Origin of the sequence: Streptomyces lavendulae subsp. lavendulae (assembly GCF_002803845.1) — a bacterium.
Classification (GTDB): Bacteria; Actinomycetota; Actinomycetes; order Streptomycetales; family Streptomycetaceae; genus Streptomyces; species Streptomyces lavendulae.
In genome coordinates this window covers 1,324,581-1,346,628 of record NZ_CP024985.1, presented here as the reverse complement: position 1 = coordinate 1,346,628, position 22,048 = coordinate 1,324,581, and the positions used below count along the sequence as shown (strand labels likewise).

Here is a 22,048-nt window from a genome sequence, read left to right as displayed (position 1 = left end):
TCCTGGACCCGGCCGACGGCACCCTCCGCAGCACCGTCGGCCAGGTCCCCGCCCCCACCGGAGCCCTCGGCCGGCGGGCCGTCCACCGGCTGATCGCACCGCTCCCCGCAGACGGGGTGGTCTTCGGCTACCCGCTGCGCGGCATCGGCACCGCCAAGGACGGGGATCCGGCCGCGGCGGGGGCCTGGGCGGCGGGCGCGACCGTCACCGACGCCGGGCCCGGGGTCACGCCCGGGTCGGTCCTGATCGCCCAGGGGCCCGTCCTGTCGGAGGTGGACGTGGCGACCGCCGCCGTCAGGCGCTCCCTCACGCTGGAGGGCGGCGACACGTTCGCGGTGGACCCGGCGCGCGGCACGGTCTGGTTCACCGACACGGGCAACCGCCGCGTCCACCGGATCGACACCGCGGCCTTCCGCGTCGCCGGGACCGTGGAACTCCCGGCCGGGGACGGCCCCGGCGGATTCACGGAAGTGGATCCGCGGACCGGAGCGCTCTGGGTCGGCCTGGACACCTCGATCGTCGTGCACGACGCGACGGGCGTACGGCTGGGCACGATCCGGGGCACCGACCTGCCCCGGGCCGCGCGCTTCGACCCGCTCACGCAGGAGGCGTTCGTGGCCTGGCAGGACGAGGGCGACCCCTCCCGGCCCGGCAGCGACGGCGACGGGACGCTGGCCGTGTACCGCACGACCGACCTCCGGGAGGCCGCGGCACCGGTCGCCCTCCCGGGCAACCACGGCCAGTCGGGGTTCGCGGCGCTCGCGGTCACACCGGGCGGCTGGAGCGTCTTCGTCTCCAGCCCGGCCGAGGGGAAGATCACCCGACTGGAACGGTCCGTGTCCCCGAAGGTGACCGAGGAGCCGTCGGACCGCTCCGCCGCGGCGGGCACCCGGGTGTCGCTGACCGCGCGGGCCGAGGGCACGCCCGAACCCTCCGTGGCCTGGCAGTCCAGTGCCGACGGCGGGAAGAGCCGGCAGCCGGTGGCGGGGGCGACCGCTGCGGAGTACGCCTTCACGGCCGAGGCCGCCCTCGACGGGCGGCGCTGCCGCGCCGAGTTCCGCAACACCGGCGGAACCAGCCGTACCGCACCGGTCACCCTCACGGTGACCACTCCGGGCAGCGGTACGACCGCAGGCACGGCCGGCGGTACGGGCGGGTAGGACGGTGCCGGCACGGCGAGCCCGGGCGACGGCACCACCGGCGGCTCCGGCTCGGGCTCCGGCTCCGGCTCCGGCTCCGGCTCCGGCTTTGGGTCCGGCTCCGGGTCCGGGTCCGGCGGTTCGGGTGGCTCGGCCGGTACGGGTGCCACGGCCGCCGGTGCCACCGGCCACGCCGGGCCCGCCGGCACCGTGGGCGGTACGGGGACCACCCCGGCCGGCGGCGGCGCGCTCGCCTCCACCGGTACGGCGGTGGCCTCCCTCGCCGGGGCCGCGGTCGTCCTCACGGCGGCCGGCTGGGGCCTGACCCGACTCCGGCGGCGCCGGCGCCCGCGCGTCGGGCCCTGAGTCCGGGGCCGGGCGGCGGACACCACCCCGCGTCCCGCGGCCGGGGGAGGCGTCCGTGCGCGCACCCTGTTGAATGGGCCGGACGCGCCCTCCCCGGCCGGGCCGTGACCGACCGTCACGCGCCGCGCCGGCGACGGCCCCGCACCGGCGACGAAGGAGCCACCGTTCGTGATCGTGATCGCGCAGCTCAGTGATGTCCACCTCGACGGCGGGACCCGTGCCGCCGAGCGCACCCGCGCGGTACTGGAGTACCTGGACGCCCTCCCGTACGACCTGGACGCGGTCCTGATGAGCGGTGACATAGCCGATCACGGGACGGAGGCCGAGTACGAGGAGGCCCGCAAGGCGCTCGCCACCCGCCATCCGGCCGTCGTCTGCCCCGGCAACCACGACGAGCGCGTCGCGTTCCGCCGGGTCCTGCTGGGCCAGGAGGAGCCGTCCGCGGAGCCCGTCGACCAGGTGCTGCGCGGCGAGGGCTTCGTCCTGGCCGTGTGCGACTCCTCGGTCCCCGGGAAGCACGAGGGGTACCTGGAGGACTCCACGCTCGCCTGGCTCGACGGCATCCTCACCGGGACCCCGCACGAGGTGCCGGTACTGGTCGCCTTCCACCACCCGCCGGTCCCGCTGCACACCCCGTACGTGGACGGGATCAGGCAGTTCGGCGAGGAGCGGCTCGCGGCCCTGGCGGAGCGCCACCCCCACCTGCTCGCCTTCCTGTGCGGGCACGCCCACACGGCGGCGGCGACCACCTTCGCGGGCCGCCCGCTGCTCGTGGCGCCCGGGGTGGTGTCCACCCTGCGCCTGCCCTGGGAGACGCAGACGGATCCCGGGCACCACGTCCACCTCGACGAGCCGCCAGCCGTCGCCTTCCACGTGATCGGCGACGACGGGCGGCTCACGACGCACTACCGGGTGGTCGTGGACCGGCCGTAGCGGCGTCGGCAGCCGAACGTCCCACCGGCACCGGGGGTTCCCGGCAACGGTGGGACGGCGGTGTACGGGGGACGCACCGGTCAGGGGGCGACGGTGATCTGCTGCGTCGGGTCGGTCGTGTCGGCGACCTTGTAGACGGCGTTGAAGGTGGACGAGGTGGCGCTCGTCGGGCAGCCGAAGCCGCCGGTCACGGTGACCGGGACCGAGGCGTTGGTGAAGGTCAGGCTCGACGGGGCGCCGTTGGCCCAGGTGCCCGGCACGGACGCCGGACCTGAGGGGGCGGCGGTGACGGTGCAGGTGGCGAGTCCGGTCGTGTGGACGACGAGACCGCCGGTCGGCACCGTCATGGTGGCCGTGATCGGGGAGCCGTTCTGCATGGACACCGACCAGGCGCCACTGGTGGTCACGGTCGGGGTCACGCCCGGCATGCTCGACGTACACGAGCTGTAGGTCGGCGGCGAGATGGGCGAGGAGACGGGCCCGGCTGCGTTGTGGTTGCCGGGGGCGGCCGGCACCGTGCCGGTGGAGACGGAGACCGAGCAGGTCACCGTGACCGAACCGGCCTTGAGGGTGGCCTTCCCGCTGAGGGTGGCCTGGAAGGCGTGCCCGGCCGGGGTGACGGTCGTCGACCCGGCCAGCGGTAACGGCGCGGCGGTGGCGGTGGCGGAGGCCACCGTCAGGGCGGCCGCGGCCGCCATCCCGAGGGCGAGCGCGGTACGCGTACGGCTCATGGCTGTGCTCCTTGGGGATCGGGGTGCGGAGTGGGGGAGTCCCCGGCGGGGGAGGGCCGGGCGGGGGCGGCGGAGCCCCCGGTGCGCGGGGCGGCGTACGGCTGCCAGGCGAACATCAGCCCGCCGCCGAGGATGCCGAGCAGGGTGCCGATCAGGAACCCGCCGAGGTTCGACAGGACCAGCGCGGCGGTGGCGATGAGCGTGGTGAGGACCCCGGCGAGGGAGCGCTGCCGGGGGGAGAACCAGGCGGTGAGACCGAGGACGATCATGATGATCCCCATCAGGACGGACGGGATCCCCGCCACCCCCTGCTGGAGCATGATCTTCAGCGGTGCCAGCGGCAGTACGCAGATCCAGGCCCCGGCCAGGACCGCGAAGAGCCCGCCCCAGAAGGGCCGGGCGCGCCGCCACCGCCGCCAGCGGCTCAGAAGCATTCCTTCTTGCCCTTGCTGATGTTCATGCTCAGCCCGGAGAGCTTGAAGGTGCCGGCGTTGGTCGCCCACGCCGTCTGCTGCAGGTTGGAGATGGTGACCGTGTCGGCCTGCTGGGCGAAGAGGTCCTGCATGCCGACCGCCTCGGCCGGTCCCTTGTCGAGGGTGGAGGCGTCGCGGCCGATCTCGATGTTCTTGAAGACCGCGTCGCCGGCGAGCTGGGTCGCGTCCACGAACAGGTTGCTGGCCTCGACGGGGTCCTTCTTGCCCGCGGTCAGGTTGAGCGAGATGTCGCCGATGACCGGGAGGGTGGTGACCACCGACTGGCAGAGGCTGTGCAGCTTGGCCTCCTTGATGGCGGTGACCGCCACCGGGATCAGCTCCTCGCGGGCGTTGACGTCGACGCTGCCGTACTGGGCGAAGCCCTCGCCCTCCAGGCTCGTCGCCGACACCTTGAACTGCTGCCCCGACACCGCGAAGGAGGCGGCGAGCGCCCCCTGGGCGAGGGCGATGCCCAGCCCCGCGGTCACCGCCACGGCGGGCAGGGTCAACAGGGCGAACCGGCGCCAGCGGACCCGGCCCTCACCTCTGTCGGCTGCGTCCGCGGTGTCCGGGGAGGCCGCGCCTTCCCCGCCGGGCGGTTCGGATAAGTTCGGTGAGCTTGCCATGAGATCGTCCCTTATCTCGGCTGTGCACCTTTGTTACCGACGAGTTGAATGTAAGAGTGCCAATGGTGGTTGGCAAGGTTGCGTGAGCGCACCTTTTCGGCCGACTCCTACTGCTCCGTACGCAGCAGTTCGGCTACCTCCGCCTCCACCCGTCGCGCCATCGCCCGCGCGAACTCGGCGGCCACCACCTCACCCGCGACCGGCCGCAGGGCCGCCACCGCCTCCCGGATGTGATCCAGCTGGGTGGCCGAAAGCCGCTCCAGCCCGTCCGGACCGATCACGTGCCGCCGGAACAGCCCCACGAACCGGTCGGCGAGCGCGGCGGCCTGGGACTGGACGAAGTCCCCGGCGTCCAGGATCTCCGCCAGCGGCACCCCCTGCCGCACCAGCGCCACCGTGGCCTCCAGCAGCCGCCGGCTCGGGTACGTGACCCGGTCCCCGTCCAGGCGTACGTAGCCCAGCTCGGCCGCCCGCCGGGTGTCCTCGGCCGAAGCCGCCGGGCCGAACAGCTCGCGCAGCTCGGCCCGGGTCATCGACACCGGGTCCTCCTGCACCCAGTCCCGGGTCATCTCCCGCTCCAGACCCAGGAGTTGGGACAGACCGCCGCCCTGCTCCCAGGCGGCGAGCAGCTCCGCGATGCCGTTGACGGTGTAGCCGCGCCCCAGCAGGTCGCTGACCAGGCGCAGCCGGGTCAGGTGGTCGTCGGAGTACCAGGCGATCCGGCCCTCGCGGCGCGGCGGGGGCAGCAGCCCACGCTCCTGGTAGTAGCGCAGGTTGCGCACCTTCACGCCGGCCGCCCGGGCCACCTCCTCGCGGCGGTAGCGCCGCTCCCCGCCCGTGTCCGTCCGCGCCCCGTTGCTCACGCGGCCGAGTGTAGGACGTACCGGCAGGTCACATGGGGCGCTGCCGCGCCTCCCGCTTGACCGCCCGCAGGACCACGAACTTCGGCTCGCTCGCGACGACTTCGCTGTTGCCGAAGAGCCGCCGCAGGTGCGTGTGGTAGCCCATGTGACGGTTGGCCACCACCCACAGCTCCCCGCCGGTGCGCAGCACCTTGCGGGACTGCGCGAACATGCGCAGCGCCGTCGCGTCCGTCGTCGCCTGGTGCGAGTGGAAGGGCGGGTTGTTCAGCACCAGGTCCACCGAACCGGGCTCCAGCATCGCGACCCCGTCGCCCACCCGGAACTCCGCCGTGCGCCGGCCCGGCGGGACGTTGGCCTCGTAGGTGGCCCGCGCGGAGGCGACCGCCTGGTACGACTCGTCCGTGAAGACGACCTCGGCGTCCGGGTCGGCGACGGCCACCGCCGTGCCGACGACGCCGTTGCCGCAGCCCAGGTCCACGACGCGGGCCCCGTCCGTGTTGGTCGGGATGCTCTGGAGGAAGAAGCGGGTGCCGACGTCCAGCCGGTCCGCGCAGAAGATCCCGGCGTGGTTGACCACGGTCAGCCCGGCGCCCGAGCCCCCGTCCTCGTCCACCGTGTACGTGACCGGCCACGGCCCCGTGCCCGCCGCACGGGCCGCGCCCGGGGCGGTGGGGGTGCAGAAGATCAGGCGGGCCTTCTTCTCCGCGAGCGAGGTCTTCGTCGGCCCGAGGACCTTCTCGAACAGGCGCAGCGTGGAGGTGTGGATCTCCTTCACCATGCCGGCGCCGACGACCACGGTGCCCTCGTGCACGTGCGGGGCCAGCCGGTAGAGCTGGTCCTCCAGCAGCGCCAGGCTCTTGGGCACCCTGATCAGCAGGACGTCGATCCGCTCGGGCGGGGCGTCCTGGGTGGTCAGCAGGGTCACCGTGGACTTCGCGGTGCCGATGCCGGCCCGGTCCAGGTTCCCCTCGGTGGCGGCGCGGGTCAGCGAGGAGTCGGTGATCTGCGTGGGACGGTACGCGGCCAGGGCCGTCGTCAGCGCCCCCCAGCGGTCGCCGACCACGGTGATCTGCCCGGCGCCGGCCAGGTCCACCGGGCCGCGCTCGCCGGTACCGGCGTCGAGATGACGCAGCAGGTACTCGTCGGCGGCGTCCCAGGCACGGAGCCGGTCGCGCGGGTCGGCGGGGAAGCGGGTGAGTTCGTAGGAGCCGAATGGCGTGGTCAGGCGGTTCATATGGAACCCAGGCTAGCCGAGGCCGCCCCCCGGCCCCGCACACGCGGGGCCGGACGGCGCCCTACAGGGGGAACTCCCCGGCCATCGCCGCCGCCATCCGCAGGTGCGGGCGGGCCTCGTCGGCCCGGCCGAGCCGTTCCAGGGTGCGGCCCAGCATCAGGCGCGCGTAGTCCTCCACCGGCCACCGCTCCAGGATGGCGCGCAGCTCGGCCTCGGCCCGGGAGAGCTGCGCGGAGTGGTAGTAGGCGCGGGCCAGCAGCAGCCGCGGAGCCAGCTGCTCCGGGGCCTCTTCGGCGACCGACACCAGGACGCGGGCGGCCGTCGTGTACTCCCGGGCCTCGAAGAACAGCTGCCCGCGCGCCCAGCGCTCGGCGGTCGTCCCGTGCGCGTGGTACGCGTCCGCGGCGGTGTCCGCCACCTTCTTCTTCCCCGTCGTCACGTCCATGCCGTCGGCCCCTTCCGCTCGCTCTCGTGTGCGCTGTCGGTCATCGGTGGCTGCAACACCGTCGCGGGGACGGACATTCCGCGAAGCGGAACGGGGGCTGCCGGGCCCGGCGGCGTTAAGTTGTGCCGTATGAGCAATCTCGATCGCCAGCCCGCTCTCGCCACGTGCGGCGGCCGCGGCTTCGTCGTCGCCGAACCGGTCCGCGAACTCCTCAGCCCGCGCACCGTCAAGCTCGGGGAGGCCACCGAGGTCCGCCGCCTCCTGCCGAACCTGGGCCGCCGCATGGTGGGGGCCTGGTGCTTCGTCGACCACTACGGCCCGGACGACATCGCGGACGAGTCCGGCATGCAGGTCGCCCCGCACCCGCACTCCGGCCTCCAGACGGTCAGCTGGCTCCACGAGGGCGAGGTCCTGCACCGGGACAGCGTCGGCAGCCTCGCCACGATCCGCCCGCGCGAGCTGGGCCTGATGACATCGGGCCGGGGCATCAGCCACTCCGAGGAGAGCCCCCGCCCGCACGCCCGCTTCCTGCACGGAGCCCAGCTGTGGGTGGCCCTGCCGGACGCCCACCGGCAGGTGGACCCGCACTTCCAGCACCACGCCGACCTCCCGACGGTCACCGCCCCGGGCCTCACCGCGACCGTGATCCTGGGCACCCTCGACACGGCGACCTCGCCCGGCACGGCGTACACCCCCATCGTCGGCGCGGACCTCACCCTCACGGCCGGCACCGAGACCCGCCTCCCGCTGGACCCGGACTTCGAATACGCGGTCCTGTCGATGTCGGGCGAGGCCCGCGTCGACGGCGTCCCCGTCCTGCCGGGCTCGATGCTCTACCTCGGCTGCGGCCGCACCGAACTCCCCCTGCACGCCCTCTCGGACGCGGGCCTGATGCTGCTGGGGGGCGAGCCGTTCGAGGAGGAGATCGTCATGTTCTGGAACTGGATCGGCCGCTCCAACGAGGAGATCGTACAGGCCCGCCAGGACTGGATGGAGGGCACCCGCTTCGGCGAGGTAAAGGGCTACGACGGCCCCCCGATCCCCGCTCCGGAGCTCCCGCCCACGCGTCTTAAGTCGCGGGGACGGGTGCGCTGACCTGCGGTTTTGTGAGGAAGGCGGATCGGCCGAGACTCAGCCGAGGGGCGAGGTCGATCCGGTGGTGATCGTTCAGCCGGAGGGGCTTGTCGAGGCTCCAGAAGGACCATCTCTGGGGTGTCGATCCTTCCCATGTATGACCGGCTGGGGTCAGCTTTGCCAGGACCAATGCTGACCCAATGCTGACTTTGGTGACGGTTCGTCAGCCAGGGGAGGTGTCGAGACGCCTGCGTCGTAGGAGCGACGGGGTGTGATCTCGCTCAGTGCAGCCTGTTGTACCCGAGCGGCAGATCTCGCTGCGGCTCGGAGCTCAAGCAGCTTCGCGTGCGACGGGGTGCTTCCGCAGGCCGAAGGTGGAGTCAAAGGTGCGGCACTCCGTCGTGGGCACGAGCAGGTACGGCGCTCCCGAACCCGAGAGCGAGTGCGGGCCGGTCTGCCCCGCAGTGAGGGCGTCGTACGGAGTCAGTACGTCGAGGTTGTCGAACACGTAGTAGATGGGCAGCTCGGTCCAGGCGACGAGCTGGAAGTGCGAGCGGACCGCGGCCCGCTCGATCGCGTGGCGGCCCGTGGCCCGACTGGTCATGCTGCTCTTGCAGTCGATCATCGTGAGGCGATCGCCCCTGGCGGCGAGGAGGTCAGGAGTCCACCGGAGCGAGCTGTCGGTCTTGCAGAGCGCGGCTTGAACAGGCTGGGTGAGGACTCCCTGCCCCCACGGGTTGACCGACCACCCACGCGCGGTCAGCTCTTCGGCAACGTGCTTCTCGTGAGCGTCGCCCACGGCCTTCCTCTGCTGAAAGCTCGGCATGACATGAAGTGTTGCGCAGTACGCTCCGGCCGAAACGAGGGGCGGATGCAGACCGGACAGGCGGAGCCCCGGTAAGCCCCGCCCCACTGCGTTCGGCTGTGTTCGTGTGAGTCCGCCGGCGTCCAGCTGCGTCTCGCTGCGTCCGAATAATGTTGACCGAAAGTCGTTGCTGGCTGGCCTGCCTGAGCAGGGCTCTCGAGTCCGTCTGCTGCCAGACAGCACGCACGCCAAGATCCGCTGCCTCGACGAGCAGGCCATGGCTAAGTGGAAAGGCTGGCGCCTCCGGCGGAAGCTCCGCTGCAGCACCGCCCGCATCACCGACCTGGCTCAGTGCGTCTACTGTCGGGATGCCCTCTGGTCAGCACAGAAGGTGACGTCCGGCCGCAGCCAGTTCCGGTGCCAAGGGTCGCTGGCACACCGTGCATCGCAAGGCGCCGTGCGGCAGTCGAGGGGCCGGCAGTGGCTTCGGGTGCCTGTCGGCCTCGTCGCGCCGCTGCTGTGCTTCGCGCAGCTGGCGGGCGTACCGCGCTGCGCTCTCCCGCCGCACCGCTGCCTCCTCGCGGGCTTCCCGCTGGGAGTCGCTCAGTTTCTGTCGCAGGTTCCGCGGGAGCACAGCGCCCTGCTGGTCCAGGTTCAGCTCGCCAAGCGGTACGGCCTGCCGTTCCAAATCGTCCAGCGGGCAAGGCGGATGGTGCAGACCGAACACCGCCGGGTTCTTCACCTCCCACCACCGGTGCACCTTCTGGTGCGCCCGGCCGAACGCCGTCCAAGCCATTCCCTTTGAGGGGACGTAGAACCACACCGGCAGGCCCTCGGACAGGACTATGTGGGGGAAGTGGACACGGGGCGGCCAAAACCAGACGTCGACGATGCCCTGCCGCTGGTAGTCGCGGTGTCTGGCCCGCCACGCCTCATCGGTCATGAGCATCCGCTGCGCCTCCAGTGCGAGGCGTGTGCCGTCCTCCAGCCGAACGGCAACGTCTGCGCGGCGGTCCTGGTCCGGGGTCCACTGCTCCAGTCGTACGGCGGTGACACCCGGGCGGCTACGCGCCCACCGGGCCAGCGTGTGCTTGGTGGTGATGTGCCAGACAGTCTCGGGATGGTGACCGCCCTCGGGAGCTTGTCCAGAGGGGTGCGCGAAATGGGTACGCACCTTTCCGCCCAGGCGCCCTCGGGTCAGCAGCGGCACACGCGTACCGGCGGGTGCCTCGAACCCGTGAAAGCAGTAGAAGCACACCAGTTGTCGTGTGCCGCCGTAGCCACGCTGCCTCCAGTATTCCGGCGGCTGCTCGGCCACATGCACTTCCCGCCCTGTTTCCAGGTCGAAGCCGACCACCAGTAAGTCGTCTTGCACGCTCCACCCCTCCCATATCGCGGCCAGCATCCAATTCTCGGGCTGCTACGACCAGGGGGCATCAGCACAATGGCGTGGTGGACGACGGGCTCGGGTTATAGGACAGACGTGCTGAGGCCCATGCTGTGCGCGATTCCAGAAGCGTGTCTCGATCGTTTCCGTTGCGTCGAGGCTGAACGTATCCGTATCCTCCTCTCAATGCGTTGACGGAGACAAGTAACCACGGATCACGCGAGCAGAGAGAGCCGCCGGCAGCTGTGAAGGCGGACTTGCACCCGTGGTGAAGACCCTCCCGAGCGCGGGGAGGAAAGGCCTTCGGGCCCAATGCCCCGCCGGTTTGCCCCCGTCATCGGGCTGAATGAGGCCGCCGCTATCTGGCGGTGGCAAAGGCGTGGTGGCACCGCGAGTACCCTTCTCGCCCACGCTTCCAAGGGATCATGACGACGCCCCTGGAGGGCTGCGATGATCCACACGACTAGCCGCGTACTGGCTTCCGACCTACGCGCACACCTCGACCAGACCGTCACCGTATCCGGCTGGGTGAACGCCCTTCGGCTTCAACGCAAGATGCAGTTCGTCATCCTGCGGGACCACTCCGGCATGGTCCAGGTGACCCACAAGCGCGACGGCAGCCCGCTCGAAGCCGTCCTGGAGTCCCTTACCCCCGAGTCCGCCGTCCGCATCACTGGCCGCGTCGTGGACGCGGCCCAGGTCAAGCTGGGCGGCCTGGAGCTCGTCCCTGAATCGGTCGAGGTGCTGAACCGGGCGGAGACGCCCCTGCCGATCGACGAGAACACCGGCCCCGAGCACCGGCTCGACTGGCGGTTCCTCGACGTACGCAAGCGGTCGACGGCGCAGATGGTATTTGCGGCGCAGACCACCCTGGAGCAGGGGCTGCGCGAGTACGCCATGCAGAACGGCTGCACCGAGATGCACACGCCGAAGCTGATGGGCACGGCCTCGGAGTCCGGCGCGGAGGTGTTCAAGCTCGGGTACTTCGACCGGTCGGCCTACCTCGCCCAGTCTCCGCAGTTCTACAAGCAGATGGCCGTGGCAGCCGGCATCGACCGGGTCTTCGAGATCGGTCCAGTTTTCCGGGCTGAGCCGTCGTTCACCTCCCGACACGCGACCGAGTTCACCGGCGTGGACGTCGAGCTGTCGTGGATCGACGACGTCGAGGACGTGATGGCGTTCGAGGAGCGGATGCTCGCCCACGCCATCGCGAAGGTCGCCGAGGTCCATGGTGAGGCCATCCGGGAAGTCTTCGGCATCGAGGTCGTCGTGCCGGAGGCCCCGTTCCCCAGGATCACGATGGCCGAGGCTCAGGAGATCCTGCGGGCCGGCGGCTGGGACCCCGAAGGCGTCAAGGAGGACCTGGACCCCGAAGGGGAGCGCGCCATCGCCGCCCACATGAAGGAGCTGACGGGTCACGAGTTTGTGTTCATCACGCACTACCCGGCGAGCATCCGGCCCTTCTACCACATGCGTCCGGCAGACCGGCCGGACCTGACGCTCAGCTTCGACCTGCTCTGGAAAGGCCTGGAGATCACCACCGGGGCCCAGCGAGAGCACCGCTCCGACGTACTGCTCAAGCAGGCCGAGGAAAAGGGCATGAACACTGAGCCGATGCAGGACTACATGAACATCTTCCGCTTCGGGTGCCCGCCGCACGGCGGCCTCGGCGCCGGCCTGGGCCGGATTCTGATGGTCATGCTCGGCCTGGACTCGATCCGCGAGGCCGCGTTCCTGTTCCGCGGGCCGAACCGCCTCACCCCCTGAGCCAGGGGTAGACGCACCTCTGCCCCACCGCTGGCATGGCGGTGGGGCAGAGGTGGTTCGCTCAGTACCGGGTGTGCCCCAGGTCGAGGGTCCACGCCTCGTCGGGGTTCTTGTCCCAGTGGTTGCGCAGGGCCAGCTCACGGTCGGCGTACCGGCCGCGGCGGCACAGCCCGCCGTGGGAGAGGGTGACGCTGAGGGCGAGGGGCGATTCGGTGGTGACCCAGTGCGGTGTCAGGGCATGGCTCCACAGCTGGTCACCTGGCTGCATCGTCACCGACTGCCGGTCTGCCTTGGCGTGCGATGGGGGATCCTCGGCGGTGGTCTCACCGAGGACCGCGGCTTCGGGTGAGAGGTGCCTATCGGGGTTGTGGTAGCTGTGGAAGGTCTTGACCCCTTGGGCCTGCCAGACAAGACCGTGCGAGTTGTCGTTGTGGTAGGTCGAGGCCGCTCCTTCGGTGGACAGGAACAGAATGGGTGCGCACCGCTGCCACGTGAATCCCTGAGCCGACAGGTAGGTGCGCCAGGGGACCATTACCTCTTCCTGGAAGCCGGCCAGGAGCTCGCCGTAGAACCGGGCAAGGTTGAAGTGCACCAGGCGGAATGGCCAGGTGGCGATCTCCTCGACCGGGGCCGTGCGGAACGCCGCGGTGCGCTCCATGCGCACCGCCCAGTCGTCCTCGCCGAGGACCGTGAAGCGAACCTCGTCGTCCCGACGGATGTGATCGAGGATGTCGATCGCGGGCAGAAACAGGTAGTCGAACGGGACCTGCATGCGGAAGTTCGGCGGCTGCCTCCAGTGGGTGCTGAAGTCGTGAGGGTCGGTGACGGAGACCGACGGTTGCACGTGGACCTCCAAGGTCAGGCCGCACAGTCGCGGGACGCGGGTCGGCAGATGGCGGCGCAGTCGGGTACGACGCGGTCCGTGGCAGGCGCGTCAAGGAAGGCGCGGATCTCGGTACGCGAGGCGTGAACGCTGATCTCGGATGTGCCATAGGGGCAGTGCCGTACCTCGCCCTTGGCGGACACGTAGAGGGTTACCGACCGGCAGGGGTGGATCTCCTCCTTGGTCAGCTGCATTCGCCGAAGATCGTCGAGGTAGGACCGGTATCCGTTGGACAGACGGAGGTGCTGACCGAGCGACGCAGTATCGCGTGCCCTCTGCCTCAAGGCGTCCTGGATCGATCGACCGTCCCGGCGGAGGGCGTCTTCGGAGACGAGGACGGGGCTCAGCTGGACGTTGATCCCCTTCCCCGCCACGAGGCCGGCGAGCTGTGTGGCTTCCTCCCCCTCCACGTCCCAGTAGGTCAGGTGCAGGACTTTCGAGGGGGTATCCACGGCGTCCAGCGTCGTGACAGCCGAAGCCGCGGTCCGGGTAGTGCGGCCGAGTGCCATAGCGCCCTGTGAGTCTGCGGAGACCGTCACGTTGGTCAAAAGGTGAGCAACCTCTGCGAGGGCGGAGACCTCCGCCTCCGAGCGGGCCGAGGTCACCATCGACACCGTCATGCCGAACTGGAGAGCCAGGCGGACGAGCTGCCGGAGCTCCGGGTGGTGGGTCGGCTCACCACCGGTCAGGCACACCCCCTCCACCCCGGTCTCCTTCAGCCGCGACAGGGCACGTGTGTACGTCGCAATGGTGAGGAAGCCGCGGGCGCGGTCGGCCCGGAAGCAGAAACTGCAAGCGACCTCGCAATGCCCCGCCGTCGAGACCAGTGCCGTACGCGCGGGGGCGCTCATTGCACCCCCGTGTTGTCCCACACCGCAACGGCAAGGGTGCTGGTGTAGAAGGCGCACATCTGCGGGTCGGGGGTGTTGCCGCCGATGAGCGCCTGCTCGTTGCGGGACGGGCCGCCGCAGATGGCAAGCGCCGGGCAGTCGCCGCACGCGGGGATGGGCGCGACCTTCTTCGTTGCGCTTGTGAGAAGGGCGGGGTCCGCGCGCAGCTCGTCGAGTGTATGGAGGAACGAGGGCTCGGTGAAGTTGATGTCGCACACACTGACTCGGTCGCCGGGCAGCAGAGCGGCATTGAGGCTGCGGTCGCCCTGCATGTGGTCGAAGAGCATCGGCCGGCGGGTGTCGAGGGCCTGGAAAGCCCGATCGAGGACGGAGAACAGCATCCCGCCCTTCCCGAGCGCGGTAAGACGGGCCTCGTAGAGCTCCCGGGCCAGTTCCGCTCCGTTCACCCGCCACTTGCCCCCGGTGGGGATGGGCGTGTTGACGTAGATGAACTTGAGGCCGAGGTCGTCGATGATCCACTGCACGCTCTCGGCCAGGCGCCCGATGTTCGACGCCGTCGGGGTGAGGTTGCAGCCGACGTGCAGGCCCTTCGCCTCGACCAGGCGCCGGACGTTGCGGCGGATGCGGTCGTCCGCCGGCTGCCCGCCGAGGAGCAGCCGGTTCGCCGAGTTGATCCCCGGAGGGCCGTCGATGGAGATGCCCACCCCGTACTCGCGCTGTACGAAATGATCGAGGGCCTCGTCCGTGAGACGGGCGCCATTGGTGACGACCGTGCGCCGGACCCGCTCGACGCCGTAGCGGGCTGCGAGGGTGTCGGCGAGTTCGTCGCCGTACTGCATGAGGTCGAAGCGGATGGTCGGCTCGCCGCCGAACCACTGGATCGAGACCTCCTCCTGCCCGGCGTTTTGCTCGAACAGGAACTCAAGGCCGGCGGCGAGTTCCTGCTCCGTCATGTCCGGCTTGCCGGTGTTGGTGTCTACGAAGCAGTACGTGCAGGCCATGTTGCAGCGGTCGGTGAGCACCACCCGGAGGCCGCTGATTCGGCGCGGCGTCGGGTCGATGCCCAGGGTGTGGAGGCGGTGGTGGAGTGCTTCACGGCGGTCGTCCGCGGGGCCGTCCTGGGTGAAGCCGAGCCCGGCGAGGGCTAAGTGCGTCGCGGTCGGGGAGACTCCGGCGAGGTCAGAGACCTCGCCGGAGTCGAGAAGCACACTCTCCAGCGTGATCGGGTCGAGGAGGACAGCCTCCCCGTCCCGGTCGTACTGGAAGTATTTCCCCCACAGCAGCTGGGGAGTGGCCATTGGGTCAGGCCGCCGTTTCCTCTTCGGCGATCCCAGCTCGGCCATGACGGCGCGGACCTTGTCCTCAGCGTCGGCCTGGAGCCGGGCGGAAGCCGCGGGGGATCCACCGTCGGAGAGGACGATGACACCGGGGAGCGTCGGGTTCGGCGCGATGACCGTGAGGCCGGCGGGCTCGGCGCTGATGACCATGACCGCGCCCTCCAGGTTGACCCAGTCGGTGCGGTCCTTCAGGGCCTCGAGGATGCGGGCCTGCTTGTCGCGGAAGGAGGCGCGCTCCCCCATCCACACGCCCGCCTTGGACTTGGAGTCCACGACGTCCGCGTAGATCAGGTGGTTCTGCTTCTCTCGCCTGGGCTTCGGCATGACTGATCTCCTTGATGGGAGGGTGACTGCCCTGGTTGGGCAGCTGTGATTCGCTCCGGCAGCAGCCGGCCTGGTGCTGTAGGACACTGCGGATTCACACACGGCGCCCTGGAGACGCCGTTCCCCTCCCTCTGCCGACCTTCGTCGACAGAGGGAGGGAAGCCTGTTCAGCTCTTGCCTGCGGGCAAGTCGGAGGCGATCGGCCGTAGGGGCTGGAGGGTGCCCGGATCGGCGGTCCACTCCCGTCCCGAGTCGTCGAGCGGGCGCATGTGAGCCACCGTCTTGACCACCCTGTTGCTGACCTTCGAGGCGTAGATCAGGACGGTGCCGACAGTTCCGCGCCGTCCGCTGGACGGTTGCGCGACCGCCCGGCCGAGGAGCCGGTGACTGACGTCCTCCGTGACCCAAAGGTTCGCGTCGGTGGTCGTGATCACTGAGCGCCCCCGAGGTCGAGGAAGGCGTCCCACTGCGCGGAGCTCCACGAGGCGGGGTCGCCCTGCTGGGTGCGGAACGCCTCGGCGGCCCGGGGCAGACTGCGGCGTCCCGACGGCGAGCTCGCGTCCGTCTCCGTGTAGGGGGCCACGGCTGCCGCGTACTGCGTATTGGTCTCACCGGGGGTTCGGCGGGGAAGCCGGGGGCTGCTCACGTCCGCTCCCTTTCGCTGGGCTCGTTGGGGTGGCGTAAGAGTCCCTCTGGTGTGGGTGTCACGACCACGACGCGGCGGGTGTCATCTGGTGCTCGCCAGGGTGAGCGGGGTGTCATGGGGATGGCGCTGTCATGTCATCTGGGCGGATTCCATTGCGTCGCATGGGCGTTGACGGGTAGGCAACGAAGGGGAGCGGGGCGATGTGGCCCGAATCCTGACAGTGAGGGAGCGACCGATGCACGAGCCGGCGACGTTGCTGTGGCTGTTAGTCCAGCAACGGCAGTGGCGGTACAGGGACTTCGTCACGGCCTTCGAGCGGGCGGCGACACAGGCTGGCGTGCCGGGTCTGACGGTGTCGGAGGCTCAGTTTCGACGGTGGACATCAGGCAGAGTCAAGACGCTGCCCGGGCCGGACATGTGCCGGGCGCTGGAGCAGTTATTCGACGTGGACGCCGCAGCGTTATTCGGGCCTCCACCTGCCTCGTCAGCCCCGGTCTCGGGCGCTCCCACTGCGTACAACCTTGAAGGTGACATTGCTATGACCGCACGTGACGCCGCTGATGAAGCGGGGGCTGCCGCCGCGCAGTCCGTATCCGATACCACCGTTGACCAGCTCCGCGAGGACGCCCTGTCCCTTGCCCGCTCGTATGGCGCCGTGAGCGCGTTCGACGCGTTCCGGCGGGCGAAAGCTCTGCGCTCGGAGGCGGAGCATCAGAGGGGGCTCACGCAGGTGCCCGCCCAGCAACAGGACCTGCTGATTGTGGCCGGGCAGGCGTGCGCGCTGCTTTCGACCGCCGCATTTGACCTCGGAGCCTTGGACGACGCGGCCCGGCTCGCCCGTTCGGCGGCTCTGTACGGGGAGATGGCGCGCTTCGACCCGCTGCGGGCTTACGCGACTGGGTCCTTGGCGATCTGTGCGTACTTCACGGGTCGGCCATCGGAGGCCGTACGACAGGCGCGCACGGCGCTGTCGTACGCGGGGCTGGGCGACACGGCCCGGCGGCGACTGTTGTCCATTGAGGCCCGCGCTCACGGGCACCTCGGAGACCGGGAGCGGGCGACCCGGGCCCTCGTCGCGTCGACGGAGCAGGACAGTGGTGAGCGGGACGAGCTGCACGACGACGTGGGCGGTGAGTTCGCCTTCACCGAGGAAAGACTGCTCATGTCCAACGGCACCACGGCCCTCCTCGTCGGTGACGGGGCGGGAGCGGAGGTGACGGCTCAGCGAGCGCTGGATCTCGTCGCGTCGCGGCCGTCGGCCCGGCAGTCAGCATCAGTCCGCGGGAAGGCCTCGGCTGACCTTGCTGCCGCGCAGGTTCTTCGGGGTGACCTGGACGCCGCGGCAGTGACACTGGAGACGGTGTGGGCGATCCCGGCGGAGCAGCGTGTGGCGGGCCTGCTGGAACGCACCGGAACACTGCGGCGGGCGTTGACTGGTCCCGTGTTCCAGGGGGCAGCAAAGGCCATCACGCTCGGCGAGCAGATCGAGGAGTTCGGGCGACTGTCTGCACCGAGGCAGTGGGGCACCGGGGGTCGACTCCTCGCCATCGAACCCTGACCCCCCGTGCCATCTCCGTACCTACCGGTGGTCGAGGGAGGCGAGGATCTTGGCCTCTTTGCCCGCCTCCACGCCGTGCTCAGACCACCTCGGGTGTTCGACCGGTCGCCCATCTGCCTGCATCCACGCCCAGGTTTCGGCGATGGTCTCAGCGATCGGACGACAGCGAAGCCCGGATGAAACGGCGAGGGAGGCGTCGACGGACCACACCCCGGCATGGGTACGCCACAGAGGGAGCTCCGTCCACTGCTTGACGCCGTGCGCGGTAAGAGTCGAAGCATCGACCCACACCGGGCGGCCGGCGCCACCGGTGACCGTGAGGCATGTGGAGATGAACTCTGCCCAGCTGACGCCATCCGGATGGGCGACGTTATATGCCCGATATGCCCGGCCGGCTACATCGGCGACGGCTTGGTCAACGGCGAAGGCGGCGACATCGCGCACGTCAACGGGCTGGATCGTCTGTGCCGCCGGTGCCGGGACGACGATCGGGCCGCCGCGTTGTGCACGGGCAAGCCACCAGGGAAGGCGGCCGACGTACTCACCGGGGCCCAAGATCACCCCCGGCCGCAGGAACACCACGTCATCCCCGAAGGCAGCCCGCACCGCGGCCTCTCCGCCCGCTTTCTGGAACCCGTACTTCGTCGGGCTGCCGTCGGGGCCGGTGTGCCCGAATGATTCGTCGGCGTCCGGGGGGCACTCCAGCAACGGGGAGTCCTCGGTGAGCGGGTGGTGGGGCCAGCCCTGATATACGGACACCGTGGAGACATGAACCCACCGGGCAGCGACGGGTCGCAGGACATCGGCTGCGAGGAGCACATCACGGGGCGGGAACTCGCTGCTGGAGGTGTCGATCACGGCGTCCCATGGCCCATGCGTGGCGAGCCGCTTCAAGTCCTCGGGGCTGGTGCGGTCTCCCCGGACAGTCTCGGCGCCGTCGACCGCACCGGAACGGCCGCGGTTGAACGCAGTCACTTCCCACCCGCGTCGTAGCGCGTCGTCAACGATCGCCCGGCCGAGGAACCAGGTGCCACCCATCACGAGAATCCGCATGAGGACGACCCTGCCACGAACCGCTATGCGGCACCATCCCGTCTGTCTCGAAGCTGCCATGGCGTCCAGGTCACGATGGACGGCCATCCCACGGTGCCGCTGGAATGGGAAGTAGGGCACGCCGCACGTACACGTCTACTGAGGGTCGAACGCTCCGTTGGCGGTGGCCTATTGGTAAGCAGCCTTGATGGGAGTGTTGATGGTGGTGTTCGCCTGCTCTGCCCGATAGGCGGCGGTCCAGAGAGGGTGGTCTTGGTCGGGGTCTCCGTACACGCTTCCGCCGCCGTCACAGAAGTAGTTGAGGCGCTGGCCTGCGAGCGAGTCGGTAGCACCCCCGGCGAATGCGCACGTTTTGCCGTTGGCGAGCTCGATGATCAAGGGGGTGGGGACGGGGCCGCCGGGGATGTGGAAGTTGTTGCCGGGCAGCGTTTCGGTGAGGGTCAAGCGCCGCATGAGGTTCGGGTCGGCGCCCATACACAGCAGTACCGGGTGTTCCGGACCCACGTCCGGAGCGAAGCAAGGGTCGAGGATGGTGCTGTCGGCGGTGCAGCGCCAGGCGTCTGTGCGCTGGGTCTTGGTCGAGCTGCTCCAGCACGCCCCGACAAGGTCCTCTGTGACCACGATTCCCTTGGCCGGGGCGCTGCCGCCGACGGCCCATGGAGCGATGGTGTGGACTTCGGTTCGGGTCAGCCGCGGTACGGAGGAGGCTGGCGTGGGGCTCGGCTTGTCCGCGACAGCGGTGGGTGCGGGGGTGCTGTTCGACGGCTCTGGAACAGGCGGCCGGTCGTCGGCCCTGGCCAGAGGGGCGGATGTGGTGGCGCCGTCAGACGGCGCCGTCGGTGAAGCGTCGGACGGGAGGAGACCGAGGAGTGCAGCACAGAGAGCACCGACGGCTGCCGTGCTCGCGATAAAGGCTCCGCGGCGCACCCAGACTCCGCGTCTGGTTGGCCGGCGCTGGGTGCCTGTGCTCCAGGCCGGGTCTTCGACGGTGGGAATGCGCCACTGTGTGGCGATCAGCTCGTGGACTGCTGCCGGCTGCTCTGGGGCGGGAAGGATCTGAGTTGCCGCGCTGCCGAGGAGGTCGGAAGTGGTCCGAGCAAGATCCTTCGCGGGCAGGCGCTGGGACGGCTTCTTGGCCAGACAGGACGCGATTACTGCCCGGAGGTCTTGAGGTACGCCTTCGAGGTCGGGTTCCTCGCTCAGGACTCGGTACGCGACCACGTCCGGGGCTCCTGTCCCGAACACAGGGCGGCCGGTGGCGGCGTAGGCGACGAGCGCACCCCAGGCGAACACGTCTCCCAGGCTGTCTGTCGTGCCGTCTCGGTACTGCTCTGGACTGATCCAGCCCGGGGTGCCGGTTGTGACGCCCGTGCGTGTGACTGCGGTTCCGTCCGTCACATGGGCGATGCCGAAGTCAAGAACGCGGGGGCCGTGTGGGGAAAGGATCACGTTGGCCGGCTTGAGGTCACGGTGGACGACTTTGGCGGCGTGCACTGCGGCCAGAGCGGCCGCCGTGCCGGCCGCGAACAGGTTCAGCTGAACGCCGGACAACGGGCCATGCGTAACCAAGTGCTCGTGCAGGGTGGGGCCCGGCACGTATTCGGTAACCAGCCACGGGATGTCGGCGGTCGGATCCGCGTCGACGAAGGGGACCAAGCACGGCCCGGAGACCCTACGGAGCACCGTTGCCTCGCGATGGAACCTGGCGCGGAACTGCGGGTCAGCGGCGAACTGAGGGTGCACCACCTTGAGCGCAACCCTGCGGGCCTGGTCATCCAATGCTGCGTACACCGTACCCATGCCGCCTGAGCCGAGACGGCCGATGAGCCGGTACGAGGCGATCTGCACCGGGTCGCCGGAAAGGAGCGGGCTGATCACAGAGCTCAAGGAAGATCCTCAACGATTGAGCACGGGGATGGGTCGCGCGGTACCGTCCGAACGGTAGCGGGCAACTCAAGCCCCCTGTGGCCGATCAACGCAAGCGATGTCGACGTCTGGTGCTGACCATCGAGCCGCATCCACAGTGGCTTGATTCCGGCCACGAGGCCGAGGGGATCAGCCTAGTCCGATGTGATCACTTTCTCCCGTGGGATGGTGATCGGTAGGCTATGGGCTTGATCCATCGGTGTCCCTGTCTGCTGCGCTCTGCTCTTTCTTCGGCGGAGCGGAGGCAGGCGCCGAGCGGGGCTGTGATGTCGTTACGGGAAGTCAGGGGGGTGCGGTGAGTAGCGCGCCTCTGCCGTCGCGTATCGGTCCATACCTCGTCGAGCGCCGACTCGGCGCGGGCGGGATGGGGGAGGTGTACCTCGCCTACTCGGTCGCGGGTGAACCAGTTGCCGTGAAGGTGATCCGGCCTGACCGTACGGATCCGCACACGCGCGCACGCTTCGAACGCGAGGCGGCGATTGCGCGGACGATCTCGGGGACCGGCCGCGTGGCCCGCTTTATCGAGGCAGATCCGTTTGCCGAGCAGCCCTGGCTGGCCATGGACTATGTCCCCGGCTGCCCGCTTTCCGACATCGTGCGGCACCAGGGTGCACTGTCCGCGCCGCTCGTGGCGAGCCTCGGCGCGCTGCTGGCCGAGGGGCTTGCCGCCGTGCACTCCGCGGGCCTGGTGCACCGCGACCTGAAGGCGCAGAACGTCATCCTGGGCGACTTCGGCCCGGTGATCATCGACTTTGGGCTCGGCGCTTTCGTCGGAGCGTCCAAGGGAACGCTCACGCAGGCCGGCATGGTCATCGGCACGGTCCGCTGCATGCCGCCCGAGCAGGCCTTGGGCGAGGTGGACGTCACGCAGGCCGCTGACGTGTACGGCCTGGGCAGCGTACTGCTGTACGCGGCGACCGAGCACTACCCGTACGACGGCGTCCGGTGGGAGGCAGTCGCCGCGCAGGTGGTCAACCCCGAGATCGGCCCTGATCTGTCCGGGCTGCCCGATGAACTGGTCCCCGTCGTGGCGGCCATGCTGGCACACAAGGCAGACGACCGGCCCTCTCTGGAGGAGGTGACCCGCCAGTGCGCCGATCTCATGCGCCAGCTGGGTACGAGTCCGGCTCGTGCACGGCGCGCCCTGATCCAGGAGACGACGGCGAAGGACCATTCCACGATGGTGCTGCCGCAGCCTGATGGACCGATGCTGGACAGGCTCGACTCGCTCGAGAAACTGCTGCGCGAAGAGTCCGCGTCCCCGGGGGACGCGGACTCTTCGGTCCCGCTACGCGGCGGTGAATCTGATCCGGCCTCCCCCTCATCCGTGGTCGAGCGGGTGTCTGAGCCTGCGGGCGGAAGTCCGACTGCAGCCGCACCGCAAAGGGGCCGTCCTCCGGCTTCCCGGAGGGTCGCCGAGGAATTGCGGGAGCGCTACGCCGTGGGGCCGGCGCTCGCTTGGCCGAAGAGCTGACCCGCTCGTCTCCTCACTTCTACCGGTGAGGCCGGTCGCCGGACGGTAGAAAGGGCGAGGGCCACCGATCTCGGATTCGTCGGGGACCGTTTTATCGCTCTCGGCCGCCTCAGGCCGGCCTAGCACGATCACACTGCACATCACGAGTACAGA

Annotated in this window: 22 protein-coding genes and 1 pseudogene; 8 read left to right on the top strand and 15 right to left on the bottom strand. The window is 70.0% G+C overall.

All coding sequences use genetic code 11. The features are described from left to right. Positions 1 to 116: 116 nt before the first annotated feature. The 3 genes from SLAV_RS06030 to SLAV_RS06020 all read left to right on the top strand — a co-directional run bounded on the left by SLAV_RS06030 (position 117) and on the right by SLAV_RS06020 (position 2,438). Entirely contained in the window at positions 117 to 1,160 is a 1,044-nt protein-coding gene (locus SLAV_RS06030) for a hypothetical protein (RefSeq protein ID WP_037687277.1), read from the top strand. A 189-nt stretch (positions 1,161 to 1,349) separates the two neighbouring features. Next, positions 1,350 to 1,505: a hypothetical protein gene (locus SLAV_RS40915; protein ID WP_158740660.1), complete on the top strand. Its 156-nt coding sequence runs from the start codon at positions 1,350 to 1,352 to the stop codon at positions 1,503 to 1,505. Positions 1,506 to 1,673: 168 nt separating this feature from the next. After that, entirely contained in the window at positions 1,674 to 2,438 is a 765-nt protein-coding gene (locus SLAV_RS06020) for a metallophosphoesterase (protein ID WP_030229925.1), read from the top strand. Between the two features lie 80 nt (positions 2,439 to 2,518). Here the strand turns inward: SLAV_RS06020 and SLAV_RS06015 are convergent, their stop codons facing one another. The 6 genes from SLAV_RS06015 to SLAV_RS05990 form a co-directional block, all read right to left on the bottom strand. Continuing rightward, a complete protein-coding gene (locus SLAV_RS06015; RefSeq protein WP_030229924.1) occupies positions 2,519 to 3,169 on the bottom strand; it encodes a hypothetical protein in 651 nt (216 codons plus the stop codon). Then, on the bottom strand, positions 3,166 to 3,603 hold the full coding sequence (locus tag SLAV_RS06010) for a DUF6114 domain-containing protein (RefSeq protein ID WP_037687274.1): 438 nt from the start codon (positions 3,601 to 3,603) through the stop codon (positions 3,166 to 3,168). The genes SLAV_RS06015 and SLAV_RS06010 overlap by 4 nt, the downstream gene beginning before the upstream one ends. Continuing rightward, positions 3,594 to 4,151, bottom strand: coding sequence for a DUF6230 family protein (locus SLAV_RS06005; RefSeq protein ID WP_030229922.1), 558 nt, complete (start codon positions 4,149 to 4,151; stop codon positions 3,594 to 3,596). Before SLAV_RS06005 ends, SLAV_RS06010 begins: the two co-directional genes overlap by 10 nt. 224 nt (positions 4,152 to 4,375) lie before the next feature. Beyond that, complete coding sequence (locus SLAV_RS06000; protein WP_037687272.1) at positions 4,376 to 5,131, bottom strand: MerR family transcriptional regulator; 756 nt, start codon at positions 5,129 to 5,131, stop codon at positions 4,376 to 4,378. A 28-nt stretch (positions 5,132 to 5,159) separates the two neighbouring features. Then, positions 5,160 to 6,356, bottom strand: a complete 1,197-nt coding sequence (locus tag SLAV_RS05995) for a methyltransferase (protein ID WP_037687305.1) — start codon at positions 6,354 to 6,356, stop codon at positions 5,160 to 5,162. A 70-nt stretch (positions 6,357 to 6,426) separates the two neighbouring features. After that, complete coding sequence (locus tag SLAV_RS05990) at positions 6,427 to 6,810, bottom strand: tetratricopeptide repeat protein (RefSeq protein ID WP_051840902.1); 384 nt, start codon at positions 6,808 to 6,810, stop codon at positions 6,427 to 6,429. Positions 6,811 to 6,939: 129 nt separating this feature from the next. Here SLAV_RS05990 and SLAV_RS05985 point away from each other — a divergent pair, with 129 nt between their 5' ends. Further along, on the top strand, positions 6,940 to 7,905 hold the full coding sequence (locus tag SLAV_RS05985; protein ID WP_030229918.1) for a pirin family protein: 966 nt from the start codon (positions 6,940 to 6,942) through the stop codon (positions 7,903 to 7,905). A gap of 310 nt (positions 7,906 to 8,215) precedes the next feature. Here SLAV_RS05985 and SLAV_RS05980 read toward each other — a convergent pair whose 3' ends face one another. Beyond that, positions 8,216 to 8,710, bottom strand: coding sequence for a hypothetical protein (locus tag SLAV_RS05980; RefSeq protein WP_030229917.1), 495 nt, complete (start codon positions 8,708 to 8,710; stop codon positions 8,216 to 8,218). 214 nt (positions 8,711 to 8,924) lie between these two features. On the opposite strand from SLAV_RS05980, the pseudogene SLAV_RS05975 reads away from it, so the two are divergent. Next, positions 8,925 to 9,047, top strand: a pseudogene (locus SLAV_RS05975) (IS5/IS1182 family transposase); the annotation flags it as partial. A 21-nt stretch (positions 9,048 to 9,068) separates the two neighbouring features. Here SLAV_RS05975 and SLAV_RS05970 read toward each other — a convergent pair. Then, a complete protein-coding gene (locus SLAV_RS05970; RefSeq protein ID WP_078950328.1) occupies positions 9,069 to 10,064 on the bottom strand; it encodes a competence protein CoiA family protein in 996 nt (331 codons plus the stop codon). 462 nt (positions 10,065 to 10,526) lie between these two features. Here SLAV_RS05970 and aspS point away from each other — a divergent pair, with 462 nt between their 5' ends. Next, positions 10,527 to 11,843, top strand: a complete 1,317-nt coding sequence (gene aspS, locus SLAV_RS05965; RefSeq protein ID WP_030229915.1) for an aspartate--tRNA(Asn) ligase — start codon at positions 10,527 to 10,529, stop codon at positions 11,841 to 11,843. A gap of 61 nt (positions 11,844 to 11,904) precedes the next feature. Here aspS and SLAV_RS05960 read toward each other — a convergent pair whose 3' ends face one another. The 5 genes from SLAV_RS05960 to SLAV_RS05935 all read right to left on the bottom strand — a co-directional run bounded on the left by SLAV_RS05960 (position 11,905) and on the right by SLAV_RS05935 (position 15,884). After that, positions 11,905 to 12,687, bottom strand: coding sequence for a hypothetical protein (locus SLAV_RS05960; protein ID WP_158740658.1), 783 nt, complete (start codon positions 12,685 to 12,687; stop codon positions 11,905 to 11,907). A gap of 14 nt (positions 12,688 to 12,701) precedes the next feature. Further along, positions 12,702 to 13,577 carry a radical SAM protein gene (locus tag SLAV_RS05955; protein ID WP_030229914.1) on the bottom strand — a complete coding sequence of 292 codons (876 nt, stop codon included), beginning with the start codon at positions 13,575 to 13,577 and terminating at the stop codon, positions 12,702 to 12,704. Further along, entirely contained in the window at positions 13,574 to 15,238 is a 1,665-nt protein-coding gene (locus SLAV_RS05950) for a radical SAM protein (protein WP_234333590.1), read from the bottom strand. The genes SLAV_RS05955 and SLAV_RS05950 overlap by 4 nt, the downstream gene beginning before the upstream one ends. Positions 15,239 to 15,405: 167 nt before the next feature. After that, positions 15,406 to 15,672, bottom strand: a complete 267-nt coding sequence (locus SLAV_RS05940; protein ID WP_030229912.1) for a hypothetical protein — start codon at positions 15,670 to 15,672, stop codon at positions 15,406 to 15,408. Beyond that, positions 15,669 to 15,884, bottom strand: a complete 216-nt coding sequence (locus SLAV_RS05935) for a hypothetical protein (protein WP_030229911.1) — start codon at positions 15,882 to 15,884, stop codon at positions 15,669 to 15,671. The genes SLAV_RS05940 and SLAV_RS05935 overlap by 4 nt, the downstream gene beginning before the upstream one ends. Before the next feature lie 235 nt (positions 15,885 to 16,119). On the opposite strand from SLAV_RS05935, the gene SLAV_RS05930 reads away from it, so the two are divergent. Further along, complete coding sequence (locus SLAV_RS05930) at positions 16,120 to 17,442, top strand: NsdA family TPR-like regulatory protein (protein ID WP_030229910.1); 1,323 nt, start codon at positions 16,120 to 16,122, stop codon at positions 17,440 to 17,442. 21 nt (positions 17,443 to 17,463) lie between these two features. Here the strand turns inward: SLAV_RS05930 and SLAV_RS05925 are convergent, their stop codons facing one another. Next, complete coding sequence (locus SLAV_RS05925) at positions 17,464 to 18,495, bottom strand: NAD-dependent epimerase/dehydratase family protein (protein ID WP_030229909.1); 1,032 nt, start codon at positions 18,493 to 18,495, stop codon at positions 17,464 to 17,466. A gap of 168 nt (positions 18,496 to 18,663) precedes the next feature. Further along, the gene (locus SLAV_RS05920; protein ID WP_051840896.1) at positions 18,664 to 20,373 is read right to left on the bottom strand and encodes a serine/threonine protein kinase; all 1,710 of its coding nucleotides are present in this window, start codon (positions 20,371 to 20,373) and stop codon (positions 18,664 to 18,666) included. Between the two features lie 343 nt (positions 20,374 to 20,716). Between SLAV_RS05920 and SLAV_RS05915 the strand changes: the two genes are divergently transcribed. Next, the gene (locus SLAV_RS05915) at positions 20,717 to 21,895 is read left to right on the top strand and encodes a serine/threonine-protein kinase (protein WP_030229907.1); all 1,179 of its coding nucleotides are present in this window, start codon (positions 20,717 to 20,719) and stop codon (positions 21,893 to 21,895) included. The last annotated feature ends 153 nt before the right edge of the window (positions 21,896 to 22,048 follow it).

Excerpts from the sequence above, each read along its gene's own strand:
- SLAV_RS06010 (WP_037687274.1), bottom strand. The coding sequence starts at position 3,603 with ATGCTTCTGAGCCGCTGGCGGCGGTGGCGGCGCGCCCGGCCCTTCTGG.
- SLAV_RS05950 (WP_234333590.1), bottom strand. The coding sequence starts at position 15,238 with ATGCCGAAGCCCAGGCGAGAGAAGCAGAACCACCTGATCTACGCGGAC.
- SLAV_RS05930 (WP_030229910.1), top strand. The coding sequence starts at position 16,120 with ATGCACGAGCCGGCGACGTTGCTGTGGCTGTTAGTCCAGCAACGGCAG.
- SLAV_RS05985 (WP_030229918.1), top strand. The coding sequence starts at position 6,940 with ATGAGCAATCTCGATCGCCAGCCCGCTCTCGCCACGTGCGGCGGCCGC.
- aspS (WP_030229915.1), top strand. The coding sequence starts at position 10,527 with ATGATCCACACGACTAGCCGCGTACTGGCTTCCGACCTACGCGCACAC.
- SLAV_RS05955 (WP_030229914.1), bottom strand. The coding sequence starts at position 13,577 with ATGAGCGCCCCCGCGCGTACGGCACTGGTCTCGACGGCGGGGCATTGC.
- SLAV_RS06015 (WP_030229924.1), bottom strand. The coding sequence starts at position 3,169 with ATGAGCCGTACGCGTACCGCGCTCGCCCTCGGGATGGCGGCCGCGGCC.
- SLAV_RS05990 (WP_051840902.1), bottom strand. The coding sequence starts at position 6,810 with ATGGACGTGACGACGGGGAAGAAGAAGGTGGCGGACACCGCCGCGGAC.
- SLAV_RS05925 (WP_030229909.1), bottom strand. The coding sequence starts at position 18,495 with ATGCGGATTCTCGTGATGGGTGGCACCTGGTTCCTCGGCCGGGCGATC.
- SLAV_RS05980 (WP_030229917.1), bottom strand. The coding sequence starts at position 8,710 with ATGCCGAGCTTTCAGCAGAGGAAGGCCGTGGGCGACGCTCACGAGAAG.